Genomic DNA, 26456 nt, shown 5'->3' with positions numbered 1-26456 from the left:
CAACCTGACACTGCCTCGTCCCAAGGACTACACGTTCCGGTTGCTCCCACATTTGCCAATAGCCCCACGACCTTTGAAAAATCCTGAAATAAACTCCCTCTCCCCGCTTGCGTGGCGCCTGCGCGCTCTCTAACGTAGCGCCTTTTATACGTTAAGCCCCCGCAGGAGTTTTGCCATGGCCTCACCAGCCCGTTCCAAAGTCGTAAACCGGTTCGGTGCTGCCGCCGCTACGGTGGGTTTGTTGAGTCTTGGCGGTTGCCAGTTGGGCGGTGGCGATAGCGACTCGTTGCTGCCTGCGTCCGGCACTGTGGCGGTCAAGGGCCTGGCCCAGAACGTTTCCCTGCGGCGCACCAACCTCGGTATGCCGCTGATTGAAAGCAGCACCTTTCATGACGCGCTTTTTACCCTGGGTTACGTACACGCCAGCGACCGCATCACACAAATGCTGAGCATGCGCCTGCTGGCACAAGGTCGACTGTCGGAAATGGTCGGCCCAAGCGCACTGGATATCGACCGTTTGATGCGCGCAGCGAATCTGAAAAAGAGCGCGAGCGAGCTGTACAGCGCGTCGACCCCTCGCCTGCAACGCTTCTTTGAAGTCTATGCCCGTGGCGTCAACGCCTACCTGTTCCGCTACCGCGACAAACTGCCCGCTGATCTGGCCAGCTCTGGCTATCGTCCGGATTACTGGAAACCCGAAGACTCGGCGCTGATCTTCAGCCTGCTGAACTTCAGCCAGTCGGCAAACCTGCAAGAAGAACTGTCCTCGCTGCTGCTGGCGCAGAAAGTCGGTATCGACAAGCTGGCCTGGCTGGTGCCGACTTATCCGGACGAAGAACTGCCGTTTTCCGAAGCCGACAAGCTCAAGGGCTTGAACCTTGGCGGGCAGGTTTCAGGTCTGAGCGATCTGAATAAAGTCGCCCAGCAATTGACCGACCTGAACATGCTGGGCATCGCCGCCTCCAGTAACTGGGCCATTGCGCCGCAACGCAGCCGTACCGGCAAAAGCTTGCTGGCCAACGACGTGCAATTGCCTGCCGGGTTGAACTCCGCGTGGAGCTTCGTACAAATCCGCGCCCCTAAATATCAGGCCGCTGGCGCCACGATCGCGGGTCTGCCGCTGATTCTGAGTGGCTTCAACGGCAAGCTGGGCTGGTCGATGGCCTCGGTGATGGGCGACAACCAGGATTTGTTCCTGGAAAAGCTGAAACGCGAAAACAACCGCTTGATGTACCTGGCCGATGGCAAGTGGCTGCCCGCAACAGCCCATGAAGAAACTTTCTTCGTCAAAGGCAGCCGCCCGATTCGTGAGACCGTTTTTGCAACCCGTCATGGCGCGTTGCTCAACAGCAATCCGAGTGAAGGCCAATTGAACAACAGCCTGGGGCTGGCGTTGCAAACCCCGGACTTCAAAGACGATAAGAGTCTGGACGCGTTCTTCGACCTGTCCCGCGCGCCTAACGTCGACAAGGCATTCGATGCCAGCCGTGAAATCCGCGCAATCGCGCTGAACATGGTGTTCGCTGATGCGTCGAACGTCGCATGGCAAGTTACCGGTCGCTATCCAAATCGCCGTGAAGGCCTGGGCTTGCTGCCTTCGCCGGGCTGGGAAGGCCGTTACGACTGGGATGGCTTCGCCGACGCGATGCTGCACCCTTATGATCAAAACCCGCAGCAAGGCTGGATCGCCACCGCCAACCAGCGCACCTTCCCGAAAGGTTACGGCATGCAGCTGTCCAACTCGTGGAAAGCCCCGGAGCGCGCCGAACGTATTGCGGAACTGGCCAACAGTGGCAAGCAGGACACCCGCAGCGTCATTGCCATGCAATACGATCAGAGCACGACCTTCGCCGCCAAACTGAGAAAAATGTTTGAAGCGCCGGGTATGGTCAAACCGTTGAAACAGGCCATCGACGCCTTGCCTGAAGCCGAACGCAGCAAAGCCCGGGAAGCGTTTACCCGGCTGATGGCGTTCGACGGCAAACTCACACCAACGTCTGCCGATGCGGCGCTTTATGAGCTGTTCCTGCAGGAAAGCGCCAAACAGATCTTCCTTGACGAACTTGGTCCTGAAACCAGCCCGGCATGGAAAGCGCTGGTGCAGAACGCCAGCCTGTCGTACTCGGCACAAGCCGATCATTTGCTGGGACGCGAAGACAGCCCGTATTGGGATGACGTGAAAACGCCACAAAAAGAAGACAAGCCCGCGATTCTGGCGCGCAGTCTGGCAGCAGCCATCACTGCCGGTGACAGTCTTATGGGCACTGATCGCAAAGCCTGGCAATGGGGCAAGCTGCATCGCTCGACCCTGCAAAGTAGCGACTTCGCCGCTAACAGTTTCAACCGTGGCCCCAGTGCAACTGGGGGTGACCACAACACGCTGAACATCTCGGCGTATCCATGGGGTCAGAACTTCGACAGCCAGGCTGTACCGAGCATGCGCATGATCATCGACTTCGGCCAAAGCGAACCGATGCTCGGCCTGATCAACATCGGTCAGTCCGGTAACCCGGCCAGCCCGCATTACACCAACAGCATCGAACCCTGGCTCAAGGGCCAGTACCAGACGATCCCGCTGCAAACACAGAATTACGAGCGGGCTTATGGCAGCAAGCGGTTGACGCTGGTGCCAGGGAAATAGAATAAACACCTCTGTAGGAGCTGCCGAAGGCTGCGATTGCGATCTTCCTGAGACACCGCGATCGCAGCCTTCGGCAGCTCCTACAGGTGTGGCCAATCAGCTTCATGTTCTTCGAACTTCCTCCCCCGCCCCGCCCTCATAACTAACAAGCCCATCCAGTCGGTTACTCCATGGATCTTGTTATCGCGCGTCCCGAAGGTTTGTATTGCCCGCCCGGAGATTTCTACATTGACCCGTGGCGCCCTGTGGAGCGCTCGGTCATTACTCACGCCCACGGTGATCATGCGCGAACCGGCAATGAACACTACCTGGCCGCAGCGCCGGGCGAAGGCATTCTTCGTTCGCGACTGGGGCAGGACATCAACCTGCAAACCCTGGCGTACGGCGAAACCCTGTTGCACCACGGCGTAAAACTGAGCCTTCATCCAGCCGGACACGTGCTGGGTTCGGCGCAGGTCCGGCTGGAGTACAAAGGCCAAGTCTGGGTGGCGTCCGGTGATTACAAAGTCGAGCCGGATGGCACCTGCGAACCGTTCGAGCCGGTGCGCTGCCACACCTTTATCACCGAATCGACCTTCGGCCTGCCGATCTATCGCTGGCAGCCGCAGTCGCAGATTTTCGCTGGAATCAACGACTGGTGGCGGGCCAACGCTGCGGTCGGCAAGGCCAGCGTGCTATTCGCCTATTCCTTCGGCAAGGCCCAGCGCATTCTGCACGGCATCGACCCTGAGATCGGGCCGATACTGGTTCATGGTGCGGTCGAGCCCTTGAACCGGGTTTACCGTGAAGCCGGCGTGCGAATTCCCGAGACCCAATACGCCGGCGATTTCAAGAAAACCGATCCGGCCCTGCGTCAGGCGCTGATCCTCGCACCTCCCTCAGCAGGCGGCAGCACCTGGATGAAACGCTTTGGCGAATTCAGTGATGCATTCGCCAGTGGCTGGATGATGCTGCGCGGCACACGCAGACGACGCGGCGTGGATCGCGGCTTTGTGCTATCCGATCACGCCGATTGGCCAGGCCTGCTATGGGCAATCGAGCAGACGGGTGCCGAGCGCGTCATGGTGACCCACGGTTCAGTAGCAGTGCTGGTGCGTTACCTGCGCGAGTCCGGACTCGATGCCCAGGGCTTCGTCACCGAATATGGCGATGAGGAAGACTCGACAACGGCGGAAACAAAACCGGAAGAAACCAAACCTGAAGAATCAACCGAGGCCTCGGCATGAAAGCCTTTGCCGAGCTGTATTCCCGACTCGACGCCACCACCTCAAGTAACGCCAAGCTGGCCGCCATGCGCGACTATTTCGCGAAGGTGCCACCGCAGGATGCTGCGTGGGCAGTGTATTTCCTCTCCGGCGGACGCCCGCGCCAACTGGTGCCCACCAAACTGTTGCGCGAACAAGCCATGACCCTGGGCAAGCTGCCGGAATGGCTGTTCGAAGAAAGCTATCAGGCCGTCGGTGACCTGGCAGAAACTCTGGCGCTGCTATTGCCTAAGGCCGAACACGACTCTGACGAAGGTCTGGCCGTCTGGATGGAAGACAAGCTCCTGCCTTTGCGGGGCTTGCCTCCAGAAGAACTGGCCGAGCGCCTGCCGATATTCTGGGGGCAGTTGGACCGGGTCAGCCTGATGGTCTGCATCAAGCTGATCACTGGCAGCTTCCGGGTCGGCGTCTCAAAACTGTTGGTCACTCGCGCCCTCGCCGCCATGGCCGATATCGATAGCAAACGCGTGGCGCAACGCTTGGTGGGTTACACGGACTTGTCTCACCGGCCCAGCGCCGAAGGTTTCCTTAAACTGATCGCAGCTGAATCGGATGACGAGCACGCCCAGCGCGGCGGTCAGCCTTATCCGTTTTTCCTCGCCCACGCCTTGCAGCAGCCGGTGGATCAGTTCGAAAGTTTGCTGGGGCCAGCGGAAAACTGGCAAGTTGAGTGGAAGTGGGACGGGATTCGCGCACAACTGGTCAAACGCGAAGGTCGCTTGTGGATCTGGTCTCGCGGTGAAGAGCTGGTAACCGATCGCTTCCCGGAATTGCACAGTCTGGTGCAGAGCCTGCCCGACGGGACAGTCATCGACGGTGAAATAGTCGTCTGGAAGACGGCAGAGCTCGCATCAACTGACAGCGCGGAATTTTCACTCAGTACTGAATCGCCGCCAGACGCCGCACCAACCCAGCCATCCGTCCAGCCTTTCGCGCTCCTGCAGCAGCGCATCGGCCGTAAAACCCTGGGCAAGAAAATCCTCGAAGAAGTCCCCGTCGTGGTGCTCGCCTACGACCTGCTGGAATGGCAGGAGCATGACTGGCGCAGCCGCCCGCAACATGAGCGACGCAGCCAATTGGAAAAGGTCATTGAAACCTGCAAAAGCCCTGTGCTGCTGCCCTCCCCGGTCATCAATGGCAAAGACTGGCAGGACTTGAGTGTCCAGCGTGAAGCCTCTCGCAGCCTGGGCGTGGAAGGCATGATGCTCAAATCCCGGGACTCTCTGTATGGCGTCGGTCGCACCAAAGACATGGGCGTCTGGTGGAAATGGAAAGTTGATCCGTTCAGCGTCGATGCGGTGTTGATCTACGCCCAGCGCGGGCACGGCCGGCGCGCCAGCCTGTACAGCGACTACACGTTCGCAGTGTGGGACGGCCCGCCTGAACAAAGCGAGCGCACATTAGTGCCCTTCGCCAAAGCCTATTCAGGCCTGACCGACGAGGAAATGCGCAAGGTCGACGCCATTGTGCGCAAGACCACCGTCGAGAAATTCGGCCCGGTCAGCAGTGTGACGCCAAGCCTGGTGTTCGAACTGGGCTTCGAAGGCATTGCGCTGTCAAAACGCCACAAAAGCGGGATTGCGGTGCGTTTTCCCCGCATGTTGCGCTGGCGGCAGGATAAATCAGTGGCCGAGGCCGATAGCTTGTCGACGTTACAGGACTTGCTGGGGTAGGATGCCGCCCTTTTTTGGGTCGCGCTAATATTGACGCACCTTGTTGGAGCGATAATTGTGGGAGCAGAGCTTGCTTGAGATAAGTGCACCGCGCATTGCAGGTCGATCGCAGTGTCCTTATCGTTGGAATGCCGCCCAGACCAAGCTCTGCTCCCACAGGATTGGGTTTCAAATCAAAACGAAGTGATGGCGCAACACTGGCAGTCAACATTGCGACAACTCCGTACATTTAAAACGCACGTTCGTATCTTTGGTTCGGAAATTGCTATCTTCTGTGGTCTGGCACCCGCCGGTAGCAAGCCTCGCGTGTTCCCAACGCTCAATTTGGTTTTAAGGACTGAACGATGAAAAAAGCATGGCTGACCCTTTCTGCATTGGCTGTTTGTCTCGCCGCAGGCAATGCAATGGCCAAGGAATACAAGGAACTGCGTTTTGGCGTTGATCCTTCTTATGCACCTTTCGAATCAAAAGCCGCTGACGGCAGCCTGGTAGGCTTCGACATCGACCTGGGCAACGCTATCTGCGCCGAGCTGAAAGTTAAATGCAAATGGGTTGAAAGCGATTTCGACGGCATGATTCCAGGCCTGAAAGCCCGTAAATTCGACGGCGTGATCTCGTCGATGACCGTTACTCCGGCGCGTGAAAAAGTCATCGACTTCTCCAACGAGCTGTTTTCCGGCCCGACTTCCCTGGTGTTCAAAAAAGGTGCAGGCCTGACGGCTGACCCGGCAAGCCTGAAAGGCAAAACCGTGGGCTACGAGCAAGGCACCATTCAGGAAGCCTACGCCAAAGCCGTGCTGGACAAGGCTGGCGTGAAAACCCAGGCCTACGCCAACCAGGATCAGGTTTACGCCGACCTGGTTTCCGGTCGTCTTGATGCGTCCATTCAGGACATGCTGCAAGCCGAGCTGGGCTTCCTGAAGTCGCCACAAGGTGCCGATTACGAAGTCAGCCAGCCAATCGACAGCGAATTGTTGCCTTCCAAAACCGCGATCGGTATCGCGAAAGGTAACAAAGAGCTCAAGGCTCTGCTGGATAAAGGTATCAAAGCGTTACACGACGACGGCAAATATGCCGAGATCCAGAAGAAGCACTTCGGCGATCTGAATCTGTATAGCGGTAAATAACACCCCGACGCCCATGGATTTCGGCGATCATCCACCGCCGATTTCCATGGGCGTTTTGTTTTATTGACCGTTAAAGGCTTTACCCATGTTCGATACGCTGCTGCAAACCCTCGGACTCTCCACCTTCAGCCTCAAAGGCTTCGGCCCCCTGCTGCTTGAAGGGACGTGGATGACCGTTAAATTATCGCTGCTGTCGCTGTTCGTGAGCATTGTGCTCGGACTGATCGGCGCCAGTGCAAAACTGTCGGGCGCCGCCATCGTGCGGATGCCGGCACAGCTCTACACCACGCTGATCCGTGGCGTTCCCGACCTTGTGTTGATGTTGCTGATCTTCTACAGCCTGCAAACCTGGCTGAGTCAGCTGACCGACGCAATGGAATGGGACTACATCGAAATTGATCCTTTCAGCGCAGGCGTGATCACCCTCGGCTTTATCTATGGCGCTTACTTCACCGAAACCTTCCGTGGCGCGATCCTTTCCGTGCCACGTGGACAGGTCGAAGCCGCCACCGCTTACGGCCTCAGTCGCGCCCAGCGGTTTCGCTATGTGGTGTTCCCGCAGATGATGCGTTTCGCCCTGCCGGGTATCGGTAACAACTGGCAAGTGCTGCTCAAGGCTACTGCGCTGGTGTCGATCATCGGTCTGGCCGATCTGGTCAAAGCCGCACAGGACGCCGGCAAAAGCACCTACCAACTGTTTTATTTCCTGGTCCTCGCTGCATTGATTTACCTGCTGATCACCAGCGCTTCGAACTTTGCCCTGCGTTGGGCTGAACGGCGGTATTCCGCAGGCAGCCGGGAGGCTCAACGATGATCGAACTGCTTCAGGAATACTGGCGCCCCTTCCTTTATAGCGACGGCGTGCACATCACCGGCCTTGCCATGACCATGTGGCTGCTCAGCGCGTCGATCGCCATCGGCTTTCTGGTCTCGATCCCGCTGTCTATCGCTCGAGTATCCAGCAATTGCTGGGTTCGTTGGCCGGTGCAGTTCTACACCTATCTGTTTCGCGGCACGCCCCTCTATATACAGCTGTTGATTTGCTACACCGGTATCTACAGCCTCGAAGCCGTACGCGCGCAGCCGATTCTCGATTCGTTCTTTCGCGATGCGATGAACTGCACGATCCTGGCGTTCGCCCTTAATACGTGCGCGTACACCACCGAGATTTTCGCAGGCTCGATTCGCAGCATGAACCACGGCGAAGTCGAAGCCGCCAAAGCCTACGGTCTGACCGGCTGGAAGCTTTACGCTTACGTGATCATGCCGTCGGCCCTGCGTCGCTCATTGCCGTTCTACAGCAACGAAGTGATTCTGATGCTGCACTCGACCACTGTGGCCTTCACCGCCACCGTGCCGGACATTCTCAAAGTCGCACGGGACGCCAACTCGGCCACCTTCATGACGTTCCAGTCGTTCGGTATCGCCGCGATTATTTACCTGTGCGTCACGTTCATCCTGGTCGGCCTGTTCCGCCTTGCCGAACGCCGCTGGCTGGCCTTTCTCGGCCCGTCTCACTAGGACCTGCCCATGCGTCATGACACCCACGATCTGCTCGCGCCGGTGCCAGGCACTGCGCGGCATATCCACAGCTTTCACTACGGCCCGAAAGACGGCGTCTGCAAGGTCTATATCCAGGCCTCGCTGCATGCCGACGAGCTACCGGGCATGCTGGTTGCCTGGTACCTCAAGCAACGCCTGAGTGAGCTGGAAAACGCTGGCTTGCTGCTCGGTGAAATCGTCGTCGTGCCGGTGGCCAATCCCATCGGTCTGGAACAGGTCCTGATGGACGTCCCGCTAGGCCGCTACGAGCTGGAAAGCGGACAAAACTTCAACCGCTGGTTTGTCGACCTCGGCGCGCAAGTGGGCGATGAAGTTGAAACACAGCTGAACGATGATCCGCAGCACAACATCCGGCTGATCCGCCGCAGCCTGAGCAAAGCGCTTGAAGCGCAGATCGCATCGACCCAACTGCAATCGCAACGCCTGACCTTGCAACGTCTTGCCTGTGATGCCGACATGGTTCTGGACCTGCATTGCGACTTCGAATCCGTCGAACACCTGTACACCACGCCTGAAGCCTGGCCACAGGTGGAAATGCTCTCGCGCTACCTCGGCGCTCAGGCCAGCCTGCTGGCGACTGACTCCGGCGGCCAGTCGTTCGATGAATGCTTCACGCTGGTCTGGTGGCAGTTGCAACAGCGCTTTGGTGATCGCTTTGCGATTCCCATGGGCAGCTTTTCCGTGACCCTGGAGCTGCGCGGCCAGGGCGATGTGAATCACGCCCTGGCCAGCCGTGACTGCCAGGCAGTGATCAATTACCTGATTCACTTCGGCGCCATTGGCGGCGAAGTCGCACTCGCCCCCGAATTGCTCTATCCAGCCACGCCACTGGCGGCGGTTGAACCCGTCGCTACGCCGGTCGGCGGGCTGCTGGTGTTTTGTGCCCAACCCGGCGAATACGTCGAGGCGGGCCAGTTGATCGCAGAAGTCATCGACCCGATCAGCGACGCCGTCATGCCGATCCACACGCTCAATTCCGGCCTGCTCTATGCGCGCTCGTTACGCCGCATGGCCACCGCCGGCATGGTCATCGCTCACGTCGCAGGCACCGAAGCCTACCGTAGCGGCTACCTACTTTCTCCTTGAGGACTTGCTTGTCATGTACAAACTGACCATCGATGGCCTGCATAAAAGCTACGGCGATAACAAAGTACTCAAAGGTGTTTCGCTCAAAGCCAGCAGCGGCGATGTCATCTGCCTGATCGGCGCCAGTGGCTCCGGCAAAAGCACGTTCCTGCGCTGCATCAACTTCCTCGAACAGCCCAACGACGGCGCCATGAGCCTGGACGGCAAGCAAGTCCGCATGGTGAGCGACAGAGGCCACATGCGCGTCGCCGACCCGGACGAGCTGCAAAGCATCCGCACCCGTCTGGCCATGGTGTTCCAGCATTTCAACCTGTGGGCGCACATGACCGTGCTGGAAAACATCACCATGGCACCGCGCCGTGTGTTGGGTGTTTCGAAAGAAGAAGCCGAAGCCCGCGCCCGCAAGTACCTGGACAAGGTTGGCTTGCCTGAACGTGTTGCTGATCAATATCCGGCGTTTCTTTCCGGCGGTCAGCAGCAGCGCGTAGCCATTGCCCGTGCGTTGGCGATGGAGCCGGAAATCATGCTGTTTGACGAGCCGACCTCGGCGCTCGACCCGGAACTGGTCGGTGAAGTGCTCAAAGTGATTCAGGGTCTGGCTGAAGAAGGCCGGACCATGATCATGGTGACCCACGAAATGAGCTTCGCCCGCAAAGTCGCCAACCAGATCGTGTTCCTGCACCAAGGCCAGATCGAAGAGTCCGGACACCCGGATGAAGTACTGGGCAATCCGAAAAGCGAGCGGCTGCAGCAGTTCTTGAGTGGGAATTTGAAATAACGCCCTATCAGGGAAGCACATTTTTGTAGGAACTGACGAGCACCGCGAGGCAGTGATGGCGTCCTGTCCGATACACCGCTATCGCTGCCTCGCGGTACTCGTGAGCTCCTACAAGACCATTGCAAGTTTCCAACACAACTAATCCCCCATCTGCGCTGTCTCTGAAATACCCCCTTTCAGAGCACACAGCGACGCATGAGCAGACCTACCGATTTCGCTCAGCGATGGTTTTCGGAACGCAGCTGGAAGCCTTTTCCTTTTCAAAAAGAGGTCTGGTCGGCCGTCAAGCAAGGACAATCCGGGTTGCTGCACGCCAGCACAGGCTCGGGTAAAACCTACGCAGTGTGGTTCGCTGCGCTGAACCGGTTCGCACAATCCGCCAAACCGACCACGGAAGGAAAACCACGCAAGCGCAAACCGCCCGCTACACCGCTCAGCGTGTTGTGGATAACCCCAATGCGCGCACTGGCCGCCGACACTGCCCGAGCGCTTGAAGCGCCGCTCGTGGATCTGGATATCCCTTGGAGCGTGGGCTTGCGTACCGGCGATACCAGCAGCAGCGAGCGCGCCCGACAAGGGCGTCGATTGCCGACTGCGCTGATTACCACCCCCGAAAGCCTGACTCTGCTGCAAACCCGCGCCGATGCTCAAAGCACCTTCTCGACCCTGAAAATGGTGGTCGTGGATGAATGGCATGAACTGATCGGTAACAAACGCGGCGTCCAGCTGCAACTCGCGCTGGCCCGCTTGCGCCAATGGAATCCGGATCTGATTGTGTGGGGCGTGTCCGCGACGCTCGGCAATCAACAGCACGCTCAGGAAGTGCTGGTCGGCGAAGGCGGCGTCAGTGTGCAAGGCAAGATCACTAAAGAGCTACGCGTCGATACCCTGTTGCCGCCGTCCATCGAGCGTTTCCCGTGGGCCGGACATATGGGTCTGCGGATGCTGCCGCAAGTACTGGCTGAAGTGGACAGCAGCGCCAGTTGCCTGGTGTTCACCAATACTCGTGCGCAATCGGAGGTCTGGTATCAGGCCTTGCTGGAAGCGCGTCCCGACTGGGCCGGGCTGATCGCCCTGCACCACGGCTCACTGGCGCGGGAAGTGCGCGACTGGGTCGAGCGCGCCCTGAAGGAAGGCCAGCTTAAAGCGGTGGTGTGCACCTCGAGCCTCGATTTGGGCGTGGACTTTCTGCCCGTCGAGCGTGTACTGCAAATCGGCTCGCCCAAAGGCGTCGCACGTCTCATGCAACGCGCCGGGCGCTCAGGCCATGCACCAGGCCGCCCGTCGCGGGTGACGCTGGTGCCAACGCATAGCCTGGAACTGGTTGAGGCCGCCGCAGCCCATGACGCCGTAGCGGCACGAATGATCGAGCCCAGAGAGTCACCACACAAGCCTCTCGACGTGCTGGTCCAGCATTTGGTCAGCATGGCGCTGGGTGGCGGCTTCGATCCGGACGCCCTGTTGCGTGAAGTGCGTACTGCGTGGGCTTATCAGGAGCTGACCGATGAAGAGTGGCAGTGGGCATTGGCCTTCGTTCGTCATGGCGGTCACTCGCTGACGGCCTATCCGGACTATCGCCGCGTCGAGCCTGACGAAAACGGCGTCTGGCGGGTGCCGGACGCTCGCCTGGCCAGACGTCACCGCATGGGCATTGGCACCATCGTCAGCGATGCCAGCATCAACGTGAAGTACTGGAAAAAAGGCGGCGGCGGTGGCTCGCTGGGCAGCGTTGAGGAAGGCTTCATTGCGCGCCTCAAACCCGGCGATGGTTTTCTGTTTGGTGGACGACTGCTCGAACTGGTTCGCGTGGAAAACATGACGGCTTACGTGAAAAGAGCGACCAGCAAAAAGGCTGCAGTGCCACGCTGGAATGGCGGGCGGATGCCACTCTCAAGCGAACTGGCCGATGCGGTGGTGACGAAGTTCGACGCAGCCGCTCACGGAGAATTCAAAAGCCCGGAAATGCAGGCCGTCAAACCCTTGCTTGAGATCCAGCGGCAATGGTCAGCCCTGCCTCAGGAGAAGACACTACTGGCAGAAGTCATGAAGTCCCGCGAGGGTTGGCACCTGTTTCTCTACCCCTTTGCCGGTCGCCATGTACATCTGGGGCTGGCAAGCCTGCTGGCGTGGCGGTTGAGCCGCCACGCCCCTCTGACCTTCTCCATCGCGGTCAACGACTATGGTTTTGAGCTGCTCAGTGCCACCGAGGTGGATTGGCAGACGCAACTGAGTGCCGAGCTGTTCAGTGAGGAACACCTGATGAACGACATCATGGCCAGCCTTAATGCCGGTGAGCTGGCGCTACGACGCTTCAGGGAAATCGCCCGTATTGCCGGGCTGGTATTCTCCGGATATCCGGGTGCGCCAAAGAGCAACCGGCAATTACAAGCGTCGAGTGGATTGTTTTTTGAGGTCTTCAAACAATACGACGCAGGCAACCTGCTGCTTACACAGGCGCAGGAGGAAGTTCTGCGTCAGGAGCTGGACGTCGCGAGACTGGAGCACACCTTGCAACGCATCAATCAACGTACGCTGGATTTACACCTCATCAAACGCGCTACCCCGATGGCTTTTCCGCTGCTGGTGGAGCGTATGCGCGAAAGTCTGAGCTCGGAAAAACTCGCAGACCGGATCGCCCGAATGGTACGCGACCTGGAAAAAGCAGCAGGCCCTGAGGCCACATGAACCCTCACGTCCCGGTAAATCTGGCAAGCGCTGAGCTTTGGTTGCTGGCTGAAAAAGCGATTTACTACCCCGAATATCGGGCCCTGCTGATCGCCGATGTGCATTTCGGTAAAGCAGCAGCTTTTCGCGCGCTTGGGCAGCCGGTCCCACACGGCACGACGCAAAACAATTTGCAGCGCCTGAATGATCTGCTGCAGAGCTATGCCTGTGATCGGCTGATCTTCCTCGGCGACTTCCTGCATGCGAAGCAGTCGCGCACGCTCTCAACGCTACAGGCCCTCAGCGAGTGGCGATCGAAGTATCCGACGCTGGCAATCACGCTGATACGGGGCAACCACGATAAACACGCGGGCGATCCGCCCTCGGACCTGATGATAGAAACCGTGCCGGAACCTCTGCTATTGGGGCCCTTTGCACTACAGCACGAACCCCATCCCCACCCGACCCATCATGTGCTGGCCGGGCATGTTCATCCAGTCTATCACCTGCAAGGACGCGGCCGTCAGCGGCTACGGCTGGCCTGTTTTTATCTCAATGAACGCACAAGCCTGCTGCCCGCTTTCGGTGCTTTTACCGGCGGCTACAACGTAGAACGTGAAGGGGACAGCAGGATTTACGTAGTGGGAGATGGCGCGGTATGGGCTATCAGCTGAAACGATTCAACGGACCATTATCGGCTCGAATCAACACTGAATCGCCATCAGACCAAAACGACAGACACAACGCTGCCGGCCAGTGAATGCGCCAGCAGAGCGGTCGTGGAATTCAGGCAACCGGAGCCGGTGGTGGCTCGTCTGGAACGGTTGGGCTACCAGGCTCGGTAGGTTCGGGAATGTCTCCCGGCCCATCTGGCCCTGGCTGGCCAGGGATACCGCCGCCAACCATGTTGAGCTGCGGATAGGCGAGTAGCGACAAGGCGAGCAGACCCACATGATTCTCTCGCGGGTCAGGCCCTTGGGCGCTGGCATTCGATTGTCTCTTCATAAAGGCACTCCTGAGCGTTATCCCCCTGCCCACATGGCGCGAGAAGGAGGGATTCAGTCAATAGAGTGCCGAAATGAGGACTAATTCAATTTCGCCAGGCTGAACGGTAATAAATATCAGTTAAGCGCGCGGCAGGGTGACGCCGCGCTGACCTTGGTACTTGCCGCCGCGATCTTTGTAAGACACTTCGCACTCTTCGTCGGACTCAAGGAACAGCATCTGGGCCACACCTTCGTTGGCGTAGATTTTCGCTGGCAATGTGGTGGTGTTGGAGAACTCCAGCGTCACATGACCTTCCCATTCCGGCTCAAGCGGGGTCACGTTGACGATGATGCCGCAGCGGGCATAGGTGCTTTTACCCAGACAGATGGTCAAAACATTGCGCGGGATACGGAAATATTCGACGGTGCGAGCCAGAGCGAACGAGTTTGGCGGGATGATGCAAACGTCGCTTTTGACGTCTACAAAGCTTCCCTCGTCGAAGTTCTTGGGATCAACGGTCGCGGAATTGATGTTGGTGAAAACCTTGAATTCATCCGCGCAGCGCACATCGTAGCCGTAGCTGGACACGCCGTAAGAGATAAGGCGGTTGGCACCCTCGCCACGCACCTGACGCTCGACGAAGGGCTCGATCATGCCGTGCTCCTGCGCCATGCGGCGAATCCACTTGTCCGATTTGATGCTCATGGCGATGTCCTGATAGCTGGGTGAAAAAAGATGTCCGGCATCTTACCGGGCCAAGGCGCAGGGTTCAAAGCCTGCGCAAGCCCGCCGACAGATGCTTTGCACACTAATCGAAATAATCCTCAATTGACGGTTGGCACGTTCAAAAAAAAGCGTTAAGGTGGCGTCACTGTGTTGCTTGTGTCACTGAGAATCTCTACACGATGTTGAATTTCGATCCAACCATCTCCAAGAATTTTTCCTGCTCTTTGCACTCAGTCTCGGCCAGGGTTTTTCCTGAGTCGCAGTTAACTTTGTCCAAGGAGATACACCATGTCTAATCGCCAAACTGGTACCGTTAAGTGGTTCAACGATGAAAAAGGCTTCGGCTTCATCACTCCACAATCCGGTGACGACCTGTTCGTGCACTTCAAAGCTATCCAATCTGACGGCTTCAAAAGCCTGAAAGAAGGCCAGCAGGTCTCTTTCATCGCTACCCGCGGTCAGAAAGGCATGCAAGCTGAAGAAGTTCAAGTTATCTAACTTGTACTTATTCGCTTAAAGAACCCCGCTTCGGCGGGGTTTTTTTATGGCTGTAAAAAAGTAGTGCTCCTGTAAGAGCTGCCGAAGGTTGCGAAGATGACCTTCCTTCGACAGTTGCTCCTACAGATCCAGACTCAATCGTCGCTGACGGAAATACTCGGCATCGCCGGGCTGGCCGCTTCTTGCAGCACAATTCGCGCCCCTACATGCCGCGCCAGTTCCTGATAGACCATCGCGATCTGACTTTCCGGCTCGGCAATCACCGTCGGCCTGCCACCATCGGCCTGCTCGCGAATCAGCATCGACAGCGGCAGCGAAGCCAGCAGTTCTACGTCGTACTGCGAAGCAAGCTTCTCACCACCGCCTTCACCAAACAGATGCTCCGCGTGGCCGCAGTTCGAGCAGATGTGCACTGCCATGTTTTCGACGACACCCAGCACCGGAATATTGACCTTGCGGAACATTTCGACGCCTTTCTTCGCGTCCAGCAGTGCAAGATCCTGAGGCGTGGTGACGATCACAGCACCTGCAACCGGAACTTTCTGCGCCAGTGTCAGTTGAATATCGCCAGTGCCTGGCGGCATATCAATCACCAGATAATCCAGATCATTCCACGCCGTTTGCGTAATCAACTGCAGCAACGCACCGGAAACCATAGGACCGCGCCATACCATCGGCGTGTTGTCATCGGTCAGAAAGGCCATGGACATCACTTCAACACCGTGAGCCTCGATCGGCACGAACCATTTCTGATCCTTGATTTTCGGACGTGTGCCTTCGGCGATGCCAAACATCACACCCTGACTCGGACCATAGATATCCGCATCGAGAATACCAACCCGAGCACCTTCACGAGCCAGCGCCAGCGCCAGATTCGCCGCCGTAGTGGATTTGCCTACACCACCTTTACCAGACGCTACGGCAACAATGTTCTTCACATTAGCCAAGCCTGGGATTTGCCCTTGGGCCTTGTGCGGCTCGATGACACAAGCGATATCCACCTTGGCCGAAGTCACACCGTCCAGACCTTCAATAGCAATTTGCAGCATCTGCGCCCAGCCGCTCTTGAACAGCCCTGCTGCATAACCCAGCTCAAGCTGCACACTGACGCGCTCGCCGTGAATCTCAATGGCACGCACGCATCCGGCAGTAACGGGATCCAGATTCAAATAAGGGTCGGTATATTGGCGAAGAACGGCTTCCACCGCTGCGCGATTAACAGCGCTCATGGGCTACTCCCGAATAAAGACTGACTAAAACAGGCGGCTATCCTACCCCTTCTGTCACCTCGAGGCATGGTTTCGCTGGAATCAAGGCATTTACCGTCGCGCAACAATCACAGGCCCCGTAGGAGCGCGCTTGCCCGCGATAGCGTCAGACCCGGCGATAATTTTTTGAATGAACTACCGCAATCGCGGGCAAGCGCGCTCCTACAGTCAATGCTCAACGATTAGGCACGCACATTCCTACAGTCAGCACGGGGTGAAAAAAATCCCTCAGACCTTTATAGTGGCCGACCTCCGTTTCACTTCAAGTAGCCGAGCCCCATGTCCGAGCCACGCAAGATCCTCGTTACCAGCGCCCTGCCCTATGCCAATGGTTCGATCCATCTTGGCCATATGCTTGAGTACATCCAGACCGATATGTGGGTGCGCTTCCAGAAGCACCGCGGCAACCAATGCATTTATGTCTGCGCGGACGACGCTCACGGCTCGGCAATCATGCTGCGCGCAGAAAAGGAAGGCATCACTCCGGAACAACTGATCGACAACGTCAAGGCTGAACACAGCGCCGACTTCAGTGACTTCTTGGTGGACTTCGATAATTTCCACTCGACGCACTCGGATGAAAACCGCGAGCTGTCGAGCATGATCTACACCCGCCTGCGCGATGCCGGGCATATCGCCACCCGCTCGATTACCCAGTACTTCGACCCGGAAAAGAAAATGTTCCTGGCCGACCGCTTCATCAAGGGCACCTGCCCGAAATGCGGCACTGAGGATCAGTACGGCGATAACTGCGAAAAGTGCGGTGCGACTTACGCCCCCACCGATCTGAAGGACCCGAAATCGGCGATTTCCGGCGCCACGCCAGTCCTGAAAGACTCGAAGCATTTCTTCTTCGACCTGCCAGCCTTTGACGCCATGCTCAAAAGCTGGACGCGCAGCGGCACCCTGCAGGATGCCGTAGCAAACAAAATCGCCGAATGGCTGGATTCCGGCTTGCAACAGTGGGACATCTCCCGTGACGCGCCGTATTTCGGTTTCGAAATCCCGGACGAACCGGGCAAGTACTTCTATGTTTGGCTGGACGCTCCTGTCGGCTACATGGCCAGCTTCAAGAACCTGTGCGCACGCCGCCCGGATCTGGACTTCGATGCGTTCTGGGCCAAGGATTCGACGACCGAGCTGTATCACTTCATCGGCAAAGACATCGTCAATTTCCACGCCCTGTTCTGGCCAGCAATGCTCGAAGGTGCCGGCCTGCGCAAGCCAACCGGCATCAACGTACACGGCTACCTGACCGTCAACGGCCAGAAGATGTCGAAATCGCGCGGCACGTTCATCAAGGCCCGTACATACCTGGATCAGTTGTCGCCGGAGTACCTGCGTTATTACTACGCAGCCAAGCTCGGTAAAGGCGTCGATGACCTGGACCTGAACCTCGATGACTTCGTGCAGAAGGTCAACTCCGACCTGATTGGCAAAGTCGTCAATATTGCCAGCCGTTGCGCGGGCTTTATCCACAAGGGCAATGGCGGCGTCATGGTGGCAGAAAATGCTGCTCCGGAACTGACGGACGCATTCCTCGCTGCCGCACCTGGCATTGCAGAAGCCTACGAAGCACGTGATTTCGCCCGAGCCATGCGCGAAATCATGGGGCTGGCGGATCGCGCCAACGCCTACATCGCCGACAAGGCCCCTTGGTCGCTGGCTAAACAAGAAGGCAAACAGGATGAAGTACAAGCGGTTTGCGCGCTGGGCATCAACCTGTTCCGACAACTGGTGATTTTCCTCAAGCCGGTATTGCCGTTGCTGGCTGCCGACGCCGAGAAATTCCTCAACGTTGCGCCACTGACCTGGGATGACCACAAGACGCTGCTGAGCAATCACCAGCTCAACCCGTTCCAGGCACTGATGAACCGCATCGACCCGGCGAAGGTTGAAGCGATGACTGCAGCTTCGAAAGAAGACCTGACGGCCAGCACCACTGATACCGGCGCCGCGCCCGAGGGTAATGGCGAGCTCGCCAAGGATCCTTTGTCCGCAGAGATCGATTTCGATACGTTTGCAGCCGTGGATCTACGAGTCGCGCTGATCCTCAAAGCCGAACATGTTGAAGGCGCAGATAAATTGCTGCGTCTGACCCTGGATATCGGTGATGAGCAGCGCAACGTATTCTCAGGCATCAAAAGTGCCTACCCGAATCCGTCCGAGCTGGAAGGTCGTTTGACGATGATGATCGCCAACCTGAAACCGCGAAAAATGCGCTTCGGCATATCGGAAGGTATGGTGATGGCTGCCGGCCCCGGCGGTGAAGAAATCTATCTGCTTAGCCCTGATAGCGGCGCCAAACCAGGCCAGCGCATCAAGTAAGGCTTGAGACATGCCCGATAACAGCCTGAACCGCTGTTATCGGGTTTGTGCTGTTTGCAGAAGCTGAACTCTCGCTGGAGAGTGTTTACCTATTTCATTGCTCACTGCCCGTTCGCCTATTCGGCAAAACCATGAACCTCATCCAAAGCATCGACGCCCTGCTCCCCCAGACCCAATGCGGAAAATGCGGACATCCTGGCTGCAAGCCCTATGCAGAGGGAATCGCCGAGGGCGAGGCAATCAATAAATGCCCACCGGGCGGCACCGAGACCGTTGCAGCTCTGTCGCGTTTGCTCGGCGTGCCAGCCTTGGACGTTGATCCGGAGCGGGGTTGCGCGCCGGCACAAGTCGCGTTTATTCGTGAGGCTGAATGTATCGGTTGCACCAAGTGCATTCAGGCTTGTCCGGTCGACGCCATCGTCGGCGCGGCGAAATTCATGCATACCGTCATCGTCGATGAATGCACTGGTTGTGACCTGTGTGTAGCGCCCTGCCCGGTGGACTGCATTGACCTGCTGCCGTTGCCCCCTGCCGTAACCCCAATCGTCAGCGGGCTCGCTTTCACTGCGCAGCAGCAGCAGGATCGCAGCCGAAAGCGCAACCAGGCGAGACATCGCTTCGAGTCCCGCAACGCTCGGCTTCGTAGCGAAGAGGAGCGTCGACACACCGAACGCCTCGCCCGAGCGCAAAGGGCCACAGCAGCGCCTGAAGCCCCTCGCTCACCCACACAATCAACAGTGGAGCGCTCAAGTGCGCACAGCTCTGCCGTCGATGACGAAGCATTGAAAAAGGCCCGCATCGACGTAGCAATGAGCAGAGCCCAGCTTAATAAATCCCTGAAAGCGTTCGGTCACCCTCCCATCGCTGAACAGGCAGCACGTCTGGTTCAATTGCAGCAAGAATACGAAACGGCCGAACAAGCCCTTAACAGCCTTCAATCCGCGCAACCCGGCCCAATCACGATAACGATGCCGCGGGTGGACAACAGCGGCGTCAAACGTGCAAAAATCCAACTGGCTATGGCCCGCGCCGCATTGAAAAAAGCACAAACGAGTGAGGCCTCTTCAGAGCAGATCGCGAGCCTGACGACTGAGCTTCAACATGCCGAACAGGCGCTTGAGGCCGCAGAGCGGAGTCTGTCGGCCAACCTGCAAGCCATCGCCCCCAAGGAAAATCTCGGTTCATGAATGCTGCAAAACGCCAGGAAATCTTTCGCCGCCTTCACGAAGACAACCCGGACCCAAAAACCGAGTTGGCCTACACCACCCCCTTTGAACTGCTCATCTCCGTGATCCTTTCAGCGCAGGCGACCGATGTCAGCGTCAACAAGGCAACTGCGCGGCTTTATCCTGTCGCCAATACTCCAAAGGCGATCTACGAGCTCGGTGTGGAAGGTTTGTCCGAGTACATAAAAACCATCGGCCTGTACAACAGCAAAGCCAAAAACGTTATAGAAACCTGCCGGATGCTGATGGAGTTACACGGCGGAGAAGTGCCGCAAACGCGCGAAGCACTTGAGGCTTTGCCCGGCGTTGGCCGCAAGACCGCCAATGTAGTGCTCAATACCGCCTTTCGTCAGATAGCAATGGCGGTGGACACCCATATTTTCCGCGTCAGCAATCGCACCGGTATCGCTCCAGGCAAAAACGTAGTCGAAGTGGAAAAACAGCTGATGAAGTTTGTGCCAAAGGATTACTTACTGGATGCCCATCACTGGCTGATTCTGCTCGGCCGCTATGTTTGCCAGGCTCGCAAGCCGCGCTGCGGCAGTTGCAGGATCGAAGATTTGTGTGATTACAAACACAAAACCTCGGACGATTGAGCGATAGAGACTTAAACGACCGATCGATTGAAAAAATCTTTTTTACCCGCTCGCAGATACTCGCTATAAGGTGCGCCAACGACAGCCTAAGTCTGGAGTCAACTTTATGAGCAGCGACAAAGAGCAATTGGACGTAGACGACGATTTCACTGCAGTTGAATCAGATGACGCGGAGCCCGCACCTGTCGAGCCCGCCAAAACCAATCTCAGCAAACGGCGGACCATCGACAATCTGCTGGATGAAAGACGCCTGCAAAGGCAATTGGCTGATTACGACTACGATCTTTGAACCGCCCTCACCTTCGCGTCGTTCCTCATGACACAAAGCCTCTCATGGGCGAGAGGCTTTAGCGAAAAGCGCTGGATAGACACACAATCCAACGCTTCAAAGTCCTTATCGGTACGCCCTTACACGAGACCATTACGCTGAGCCAGCTCTATAAGGTCGACCAGTGAATGAGCGTTGAGCTTTAGCAGCAGACGAGTCTTGTAGGTACTGACTGTCTTGTTACTCAGAAACATTCCATCTGCAATTTCCTTATTGGTTTTGCCTCGGGCCAACTGTTGCAACACCATCATTTCACGCCCTGAGAGACGATCGACCATATCCGCTTCGCTGGCATTACCCATGCTCGACCGCACGGTGTGCAGCGCCTGATTGGGAAAATAGCTGTAGCCAGACAAGACCGCCTTGATCGCACTCAACAGTTCAGTAAGATCCTGCTGCTTGCAAACATAACCCGCTGCCCCGGCTTGCATGCAGCGCATGGAAAAATGACCGGGTGCCTGAGAGGTGAGAATCAGCTCTTTGAACGGCAGAGTCATGGCAGACAAACGAGCGATGACCTCCAAGCCGTCCAGCTTTGGGATGCCTATGTCGAGAATTACGATATCGGGCAAATGCTCACGAGCCAGTTGCAGGGCATCCACTCCATTATCCGTCTCCGCAATGACCTCATAGCCATGGCGCTCCATTAACATGCGTACGGCAAGGCGAATGACGGGATGATCGTCCACGATCAGCACTTTATTCATGGGCAGTCCAATTTTCGCTATTCGAAGTTTCAGAGCAAGCACAATAGCCTAGTCGTTTAGTGCTTTGCATGGCGCCCCCCCCTTAGGACAGACAGCCAAAGACCAATCCCACATCTACAGCAGAATATTCCTACAAAATTCAGTCTAAATGACGCGACAGTGCAGGCCATCACAAGAGCATCCACTCGGAAAGCGACAAATTAATTGACCTTTTCGGAAGCGAGCAGAAACAGAGCGAATCAATCGATTGAATTATTATGATCGGGTCAAGCATTTTTCAAATACCTCTTTGGACTAATAAATAGACGCTACAGCGATTTAGTTAACCCTGAACGAAGATAGTGGAGCCCGAATTAGAGACTGGTGGACGGGAGTGCATAGCCTCTAGCCATCATCCGGACAATACTGGCGGCTTGAATACCCAGTGTAGTGGGGCATTAATAGTGCGCTCCACGAAACAAAATACGCTGTTACATCTCCGTTACACCAGCACCTGAAGTCGAGACACCGCAGCACGCAACATTTCAGCGCGGCGTGGATTTAAACGCTAGGTCTTGTACCCACTGAGCATTTTCGACACCTATCCCACGACGTTTAAAAACTACACACTTTGCGACGTCTATTTTGCAAATATATATATTTTGCGAAAAATCCTACCTGGGTTTCGGAAGATTCCTATACTACACAGCAAACACAAATAAGGATTTAAAAATTTTTGCGGTATGTATGTACTACATAACTTTAAAACTCAAAAACCTGCAAGGGCATTAAGAGAAGCGCCGTCAAGGCTCGAGATGTCTAAGTCGGCTACACGCAAAAAGATACCCCGCCAAAAGCTAATACTATATTCCTGCACAAATCCATGCTTCCGCCGGCAAACAGGAAATGTACTACAACACTAACAGACGCAAAAAAAATTCATGTAAGAAAAGTTGTTGATCGACAAAACAATCCATGTAACCAACATTTTTTTACTTGCAAATTTTATTACCAGTCGTTACTTTTTCAAGAAATCCCACTCTATACTCAAAAAGATACGCAGGATTACATGAGAATTACATAACAAGTGATGCCACTTTGACCCACTTAAAACAGTGTTGCTTTATATGGACTCTCCTCCAGTAGAGAGCCGAAAGGATTCGGGCAGCATGACATGACCGATCAACCCAGCCTCTCGCTGAACGCGCCCACACGAGCTCGGCGATTCTCCTTGAATTGGCCATGTGTACAACCATGTTCGGAAAGGGATATATCATGAACAATAAAAATTCTGGCGCTCGTCCTCAAGAGGCAGACAGTCTGGATCTGGCGGCAGCCGTTGAACAGTTCGTTGCCCAGGGCGGCATTATTAAAGTGGTCTCGGGAGATGAACAGGAAACATCATCGCTGAATACAGACAATGCAAGATCAAATGATGAACACCTGATGACTGGAAATACCGAAAAGGTAGAGCTGCTGAAGGCATTGGTGGCAAAAGGCGCAGGCATTAGCGCGCTGCAATATTCTTTACGAATGAACAAAAAAGAGATCAAGCAACTCGCCGTTGAACATGGCGTAAAAATCATGTTCAGTCGCCCGATAAATGAAGTGATCAATAGACATCGCTCTGGCACGTCCGATGTAGACGATGTCGTTGCAGGGCATGCCATGCATTACTCCAGCCTGGGATATACAGCGCCCGAAATCGCCAAGATACTGGACTTGAACGTGCGACAAGTATGGAATATAGGAAAAGCCTATCGATTCGAATTCAAGACGGACGAAAACGAACCTTCGTCATGATGAGCAACATTACAGCCAACCAGACCAGTTAGCTCTTGGCTGCTTTCTCGGGAGGTCAATATAAACAGATTATGCCCACCCTGTTTTTTTAATTAACCCTATAACACCACAATCTATTTGCAGAAGGATGACATGAAATTATTACCTCGCCTTATCAACCCTATCAGCATCATCGCGATGTTTGCGGCTCTGTGTGAAGCATCAGCGACCACGGTGCTCCCTCACCTCGACGATGAAAATCGCCAGATCTATATATGGTTTCTTATCGCATTCCCATCGACACTGGTCATATTATTCTTTCTGACCCTCAACTTTAACAGCCGCGTACTTTACCCCCCTACGGAGCCTACCAGCGAACAGTCTAAATCCAGCCAGCAGGCTAATTAGACTGCTGACTGCAAGAAAGCGAATCTGAACATCGTAGCGGAATGATATTAATGTTCGCAGCGGCTCGATCAACGATGAGTGAAGGACCTCACACGCTATTCGGCCACGCAAATCTGTACGCATTAAACAGTACTACTCAAATACTGAATTAATACCCAAACCAAAAAACTCGGCATTGCGACCTACAGGAGCTTATGACGCTGTAGCTATCACTCAATAACTTGGCACTGATATCAAAGCTGCGAGACTATTGTGACGTGCGCAGCAGCCTATTGGAGATCCACAAGCGCTGAATTCATACAATTAGATCAGGTTTACCGAGGAGGTCGAACCCGAGGAAACTCATGAAACTTTTGAGGTTGCCACAGAATATCGTGGAGGACTGATCCATCGTTTCAAGAATTAAGGACGTGTATCAATCCCGGCAGGGATAAGAGTGTCATCAACCGAGTCTGGAAGACGATCGCTATGCAAGTGCAATGCAGGCGGTAAGCAGGCCGGAACCACCTAATCCCGGATGCAGCACCGAAAAGGTGCTGCATCTTCATTTCAGAACCAGCCGTTAGAACAGTTTGCGGCCCTTGTTTGCGGCAATCCGCATGCGCAGTGCGTTGAGCTTGATGAAGCCCGCAGCATCAGCCTGGTTGTAAGCCCCGCCGTCTTCTTCGAAGGTCGCGATATTTGCATCGAACAGCGACTCATCGGACTTGCGACCGGTCACGATCACGTTGCCTTTATAAAGCTTCAAGCGCACAACACCATTCACATGAGCCTGCGATGCGTCGATCATCTGTTGCAGCATCAGACGCTCAGGGCTCCACCAGTAACCGGTGTAGATCAGGCTGGCGTACTTGGGCATCAACTCATCCTTGAGGTGAGCGACTTCGCGGTCCAGAGTAATCGACTCAATGGCGCGGTGAGCACGCAGCATGATGGTGCCGCCAGGCGTCTCGTAGCAGCCGCGGGACTTCATGCCCACGTAACGGTTTTCAACGATGTCCAGACGGCCAATACCGTGCTCACCACCGATACGGTTCAGCGTTGCCAACACAGTGGCAGGCGTCATCTCAACGCCGTCCAGTGCCACGATGTCGCCATTGCGGTAGGTCAGCTCGAGATATTGTGGGGTGTCTGGAGCCTTCTCGGGGGAGACTGTCCAACGCCACATATCTTCTTCGTGCTCAGTCCAGGTGTCTTCCAGCACGCCGCCTTCATAGGAGATGTGAAGCAAGTTGGCATCCATGGAGTACGGGGACTTCTTCTTGCCGTGACGTTCGATCGGGATCGCGTGCTTCTCGGCGTAGTCCATCAGCTTCTCACGGGACAGCAGGTCCCATTCGCGCCAAGGGGCAATCACTTTCACACCAGGCTTGAGTGCGTAGGCACCCAGTTCGAAGCGAACCTGATCGTTACCTTTACCGGTAGCGCCGTGGGAAATGGCATCAGCGCCGGTTTCGTTGGCGATTTCGATCAGACGCTTGGCAATCAGCGGACGAGCGATAGATGTACCCAGCAGGTACTCGCCTTCGTAAACGGTGTTGGCGCGGAACATCGGGAACACGAAATCACGCACGAATTCTTCGCGCAGGTCATCGATGTAGATTTCTTTGACGCCCATGGCTTTTGCCTTGGCGCGTGCTGGTTCGACTTCTTCACCCTGACCCAGGTCAGCGGTAAAGGTCACCACTTCGCAGTTATACGTATCTTGCAGCCACTTGAGGATTACCGAAGTATCCAGGCCACCGGAATACGCGAGAACTACCTTGTTTACGTCCGCCATGCCATTACTCCACCGGGTTGTACGGAAAACCGGTGATTCTACCGTTCAAATGGCGTGATTTACAGTAGCGCGACAGCTTCTGACGATGAAGCGACAGATTATGTCGACCTGGCGACGAGTGGCGACCCGTCGTCAGATCCTTGCAGGTGCGGAGTTTACGGCGACAGGAGCTGGCCTGTCCTCGGGCGCGACGCGCTCCAGATGGACGTTCACCCGGCGGTTTCGGGCACGATTGGCGTTGTTGGTGTTAGGCACCAACGGATACCGCTCGCCATGGAAACGCAGAGTGATCTGCTCTTCTGGAATGCCTTGAGCCTTCAGATAATCCATCACGGCCAGCGCACGACGGCGAGACAGGTCTCGATTGGTCAGGCGGTTACCGCTGTTATCCGAATGCCCATCCAGCTCGATGTGATTGACGGTTGGATCGGCCTTGAGATAGGCCACGATGGTCTGCAGTCGGGCCTTGGCTTGCGCATCAAGATCAATACCACCACCGGGGAAACCGACTTCGCCCTGTTTTACCTGGTCGTAATTCATCGGCAACAGCTTGGTGACGCACAATTGATAGTCGCTGAAGGCTTTGTTGAACCTGACCGGTAACAGACGCACTTCTGTGGTTCCGGACGTATCACGCGAGTAATGGCGGATGACTGGACTGCGGCCCTCCATCAGACCACTTATCAGCCGACCCGCTTGTACCTGAGAACTGCTGAACGGAAACTCGCCGTTATTGACTTTGACTGAACCCAGGTTGATGTCACCGCGCCCAGGCTGCCATGGTGCAGCAGCAGCCAACAGGGTCGCCGAGCCGCCGCCCGGCATGCCTCCGGCCGACTTGATCCGGAATGTCGCCTGCTCACCCGCACGGCGCACGAACTCACCCGCACCGAAATCGGTGATGGGCTGGCTGAGGCGACACTCGAACTGATCGCCTTCCACTTTCCATTCGATGCTTTCCAGACGTGTCTGGAAAGTCATGGCCATGGCCGGGAAGCTGGCGAACACGCTGAGCAGGGCTAGATATCGCTGGCGCACGGGAGGCT

22 protein-coding genes are annotated in these 26456 nt (G+C 56.2%); 16 read left to right on the top strand and 6 right to left on the bottom strand.

Annotation, left to right across the window (positions count from 1 at the left end):
- The first annotated feature begins 175 nt into the window (after positions 1-175).
- From AUC60_RS15695 to pdeM, 10 genes are all read left to right on the top strand, one after another.
- Entirely contained in the window at positions 176-2641 is a 2466-nt protein-coding gene (locus AUC60_RS15695) for a penicillin acylase family protein (RefSeq protein WP_087269186.1), read from the top strand.
- Between the two features lie 170 nt (positions 2642-2811).
- Positions 2812-3867: a ligase-associated DNA damage response exonuclease gene (locus AUC60_RS15690; protein ID WP_087269183.1), complete on the top strand. Its 1056-nt coding sequence runs from the start codon at positions 2812-2814 to the stop codon at positions 3865-3867.
- Positions 3864-5579 carry an ATP-dependent DNA ligase gene (locus tag AUC60_RS15685; RefSeq protein WP_087269180.1) on the top strand — a complete coding sequence of 572 codons (1716 nt, stop codon included), beginning with the start codon at positions 3864-3866 and terminating at the stop codon, positions 5577-5579. The genes AUC60_RS15690 and AUC60_RS15685 overlap by 4 nt, the downstream gene beginning before the upstream one ends.
- A 344-nt stretch (positions 5580-5923) precedes the next feature.
- A complete protein-coding gene (locus AUC60_RS15680; RefSeq protein WP_087269177.1) occupies positions 5924-6706 on the top strand; it encodes a transporter substrate-binding domain-containing protein in 783 nt (260 codons plus the stop codon).
- 85 nt (positions 6707-6791) lie between these two features.
- Positions 6792-7520: an ABC transporter permease gene (locus tag AUC60_RS15675; RefSeq protein ID WP_087269174.1), complete on the top strand. Its 729-nt coding sequence runs from the start codon at positions 6792-6794 to the stop codon at positions 7518-7520.
- Positions 7517-8227 (top strand): ABC transporter permease, encoded by a 711-nt coding sequence (locus AUC60_RS15670; protein WP_087269171.1) that lies wholly within the window; start codon positions 7517-7519, stop codon positions 8225-8227. The genes AUC60_RS15675 and AUC60_RS15670 overlap by 4 nt, the downstream gene beginning before the upstream one ends.
- A 9-nt stretch (positions 8228-8236) precedes the next feature.
- On the top strand, positions 8237-9355 hold the full coding sequence (locus AUC60_RS15665; protein WP_087269168.1) for a succinylglutamate desuccinylase/aspartoacylase family protein: 1119 nt from the start codon (positions 8237-8239) through the stop codon (positions 9353-9355).
- A 13-nt stretch (positions 9356-9368) separates the two neighbouring features.
- A complete protein-coding gene (locus tag AUC60_RS15660; protein ID WP_027898451.1) occupies positions 9369-10133 on the top strand; it encodes an ABC transporter ATP-binding protein in 765 nt (254 codons plus the stop codon).
- Positions 10134-10328: 195 nt separating this feature from the next.
- Positions 10329-12818: a ligase-associated DNA damage response DEXH box helicase gene (locus AUC60_RS15655; protein ID WP_087269165.1), complete on the top strand. Its 2490-nt coding sequence runs from the start codon at positions 10329-10331 to the stop codon at positions 12816-12818.
- Positions 12815-13471 carry a ligase-associated DNA damage response endonuclease PdeM gene (gene pdeM, locus AUC60_RS15650; RefSeq protein ID WP_087269161.1) on the top strand — a complete coding sequence of 219 codons (657 nt, stop codon included), beginning with the start codon at positions 12815-12817 and terminating at the stop codon, positions 13469-13471. The genes AUC60_RS15655 and pdeM overlap by 4 nt, the downstream gene beginning before the upstream one ends.
- 112 nt (positions 13472-13583) lie before the next feature.
- Here pdeM and AUC60_RS15645 read toward each other — a convergent pair whose 3' ends face one another.
- Together AUC60_RS15645 and dcd are read right to left on the bottom strand one after the other, a co-directional pair.
- The gene (locus AUC60_RS15645) at positions 13584-13802 is read right to left on the bottom strand and encodes a hypothetical protein (RefSeq protein ID WP_087269158.1); all 219 of its coding nucleotides are present in this window, start codon (positions 13800-13802) and stop codon (positions 13584-13586) included.
- 120 nt (positions 13803-13922) lie between these two features.
- Positions 13923-14489: a dCTP deaminase gene (gene dcd, locus AUC60_RS15640; RefSeq protein WP_087269155.1), complete on the bottom strand. Its 567-nt coding sequence runs from the start codon at positions 14487-14489 to the stop codon at positions 13923-13925.
- Between the two features lie 309 nt (positions 14490-14798).
- On the opposite strand from dcd, the gene AUC60_RS15635 reads away from it, so the two are divergent.
- Positions 14799-15008, top strand: coding sequence for a cold-shock protein (locus AUC60_RS15635; protein WP_002554837.1), 210 nt, complete (start codon positions 14799-14801; stop codon positions 15006-15008).
- A gap of 134 nt (positions 15009-15142) precedes the next feature.
- On the opposite strand, the gene apbC is transcribed toward AUC60_RS15635, so the two are convergent.
- Positions 15143-16237 carry an iron-sulfur cluster carrier protein ApbC gene (apbC, locus tag AUC60_RS15630; RefSeq protein WP_087269152.1) on the bottom strand — a complete coding sequence of 365 codons (1095 nt, stop codon included), beginning with the start codon at positions 16235-16237 and terminating at the stop codon, positions 15143-15145.
- Between the two features lie 318 nt (positions 16238-16555).
- Between apbC and metG the strand changes: the two genes are divergently transcribed.
- The 4 genes from metG (at position 16556) to AUC60_RS15610 (ending at position 20715) form a co-directional block, all read left to right on the top strand.
- Positions 16556-18604: a methionine--tRNA ligase gene (gene metG, locus AUC60_RS15625; protein ID WP_087269149.1), complete on the top strand. Its 2049-nt coding sequence runs from the start codon at positions 16556-16558 to the stop codon at positions 18602-18604.
- A gap of 131 nt (positions 18605-18735) precedes the next feature.
- Entirely contained in the window at positions 18736-19791 is a 1056-nt protein-coding gene (gene rsxB, locus AUC60_RS15620; RefSeq protein ID WP_087269235.1) for an electron transport complex subunit RsxB, read from the top strand.
- Positions 19788-20426: an endonuclease III gene (gene nth / locus AUC60_RS15615; protein WP_087269146.1), complete on the top strand. Its 639-nt coding sequence runs from the start codon at positions 19788-19790 to the stop codon at positions 20424-20426. Before rsxB ends, nth begins: the two co-directional genes overlap by 4 nt.
- Before the next feature lie 106 nt (positions 20427-20532).
- A complete protein-coding gene (locus AUC60_RS15610) occupies positions 20533-20715 on the top strand; it encodes a PA3496 family putative envelope integrity protein (RefSeq protein WP_087269143.1) in 183 nt (60 codons plus the stop codon).
- Between the two features lie 119 nt (positions 20716-20834).
- On the opposite strand, the gene AUC60_RS15605 is transcribed toward AUC60_RS15610, so the two are convergent.
- Positions 20835-21461 (bottom strand): response regulator transcription factor, encoded by a 627-nt coding sequence (locus tag AUC60_RS15605; protein WP_087269140.1) that lies wholly within the window; start codon positions 21459-21461, stop codon positions 20835-20837.
- Positions 21462-22715: 1254 nt separating this feature from the next.
- Here AUC60_RS15605 and AUC60_RS15600 point away from each other — a divergent pair.
- On the top strand, positions 22716-23243 hold the full coding sequence (locus tag AUC60_RS15600; protein WP_087269137.1) for a hypothetical protein: 528 nt from the start codon (positions 22716-22718) through the stop codon (positions 23241-23243).
- A 949-nt stretch (positions 23244-24192) separates the two neighbouring features.
- Here AUC60_RS15600 and AUC60_RS15590 read toward each other — a convergent pair.
- Both AUC60_RS15590 and AUC60_RS15585 read right to left on the bottom strand, forming a co-directional pair.
- Positions 24193-25410: an argininosuccinate synthase gene (locus AUC60_RS15590; protein ID WP_087269130.1), complete on the bottom strand. Its 1218-nt coding sequence runs from the start codon at positions 25408-25410 to the stop codon at positions 24193-24195.
- A 132-nt stretch (positions 25411-25542) separates the two neighbouring features.
- A complete protein-coding gene (locus AUC60_RS15585) occupies positions 25543-26448 on the bottom strand; it encodes a flagellar protein MotY (RefSeq protein WP_087269127.1) in 906 nt (301 codons plus the stop codon).
- Positions 26449-26456 lie beyond the last annotated feature (8 nt).

It is taken from the genome of Pseudomonas caspiana (assembly GCF_002158995.1).
GTDB classification, from domain to species: domain Bacteria; phylum Pseudomonadota; class Gammaproteobacteria; order Pseudomonadales; family Pseudomonadaceae; genus Aquipseudomonas; species Aquipseudomonas caspiana.
Note: the sequence above shows the minus strand (reverse complement) of the source record. Positions and strands in the feature narration are given on the sequence as shown.

Bases quoted from the DNA above. Each gene is read 5' to 3' on its own strand.
- AUC60_RS15695 (WP_087269186.1), top strand. From the start codon at position 176: ATGGCCTCACCAGCCCGTTCCAAAGTCGTAAACCGGTTCGGTGCTGCC.
- AUC60_RS15690 (WP_087269183.1), top strand. From the start codon at position 2,812: ATGGATCTTGTTATCGCGCGTCCCGAAGGTTTGTATTGCCCGCCCGGA.
- AUC60_RS15685 (WP_087269180.1), top strand. From the start codon at position 3,864: ATGAAAGCCTTTGCCGAGCTGTATTCCCGACTCGACGCCACCACCTCA.
- AUC60_RS15680 (WP_087269177.1), top strand. From the start codon at position 5,924: ATGAAAAAAGCATGGCTGACCCTTTCTGCATTGGCTGTTTGTCTCGCC.
- AUC60_RS15675 (WP_087269174.1), top strand. From the start codon at position 6,792: ATGTTCGATACGCTGCTGCAAACCCTCGGACTCTCCACCTTCAGCCTC.
- AUC60_RS15670 (WP_087269171.1), top strand. From the start codon at position 7,517: ATGATCGAACTGCTTCAGGAATACTGGCGCCCCTTCCTTTATAGCGAC.
- AUC60_RS15665 (WP_087269168.1), top strand. From the start codon at position 8,237: ATGCGTCATGACACCCACGATCTGCTCGCGCCGGTGCCAGGCACTGCG.
- AUC60_RS15660 (WP_027898451.1), top strand. From the start codon at position 9,369: ATGTACAAACTGACCATCGATGGCCTGCATAAAAGCTACGGCGATAAC.
- AUC60_RS15655 (WP_087269165.1), top strand. From the start codon at position 10,329: ATGAGCAGACCTACCGATTTCGCTCAGCGATGGTTTTCGGAACGCAGC.
- pdeM (WP_087269161.1), top strand. From the start codon at position 12,815: ATGAACCCTCACGTCCCGGTAAATCTGGCAAGCGCTGAGCTTTGGTTG.
- AUC60_RS15645 (WP_087269158.1), bottom strand. From the start codon at position 13,802: ATGAAGAGACAATCGAATGCCAGCGCCCAAGGGCCTGACCCGCGAGAG.
- dcd (WP_087269155.1), bottom strand. From the start codon at position 14,489: ATGAGCATCAAATCGGACAAGTGGATTCGCCGCATGGCGCAGGAGCAC.
- AUC60_RS15635 (WP_002554837.1), top strand. From the start codon at position 14,799: ATGTCTAATCGCCAAACTGGTACCGTTAAGTGGTTCAACGATGAAAAA.
- apbC (WP_087269152.1), bottom strand. From the start codon at position 16,237: ATGAGCGCTGTTAATCGCGCAGCGGTGGAAGCCGTTCTTCGCCAATAT.
- metG (WP_087269149.1), top strand. From the start codon at position 16,556: ATGTCCGAGCCACGCAAGATCCTCGTTACCAGCGCCCTGCCCTATGCC.
- rsxB (WP_087269235.1), top strand. From the start codon at position 18,736: ATGAACCTCATCCAAAGCATCGACGCCCTGCTCCCCCAGACCCAATGC.
- nth (WP_087269146.1), top strand. From the start codon at position 19,788: ATGAATGCTGCAAAACGCCAGGAAATCTTTCGCCGCCTTCACGAAGAC.
- AUC60_RS15610 (WP_087269143.1), top strand. From the start codon at position 20,533: ATGAGCAGCGACAAAGAGCAATTGGACGTAGACGACGATTTCACTGCA.
- AUC60_RS15605 (WP_087269140.1), bottom strand. From the start codon at position 21,461: ATGAATAAAGTGCTGATCGTGGACGATCATCCCGTCATTCGCCTTGCC.
- AUC60_RS15600 (WP_087269137.1), top strand. From the start codon at position 22,716: ATGAACAATAAAAATTCTGGCGCTCGTCCTCAAGAGGCAGACAGTCTG.
- AUC60_RS15590 (WP_087269130.1), bottom strand. From the start codon at position 25,410: ATGGCGGACGTAAACAAGGTAGTTCTCGCGTATTCCGGTGGCCTGGAT.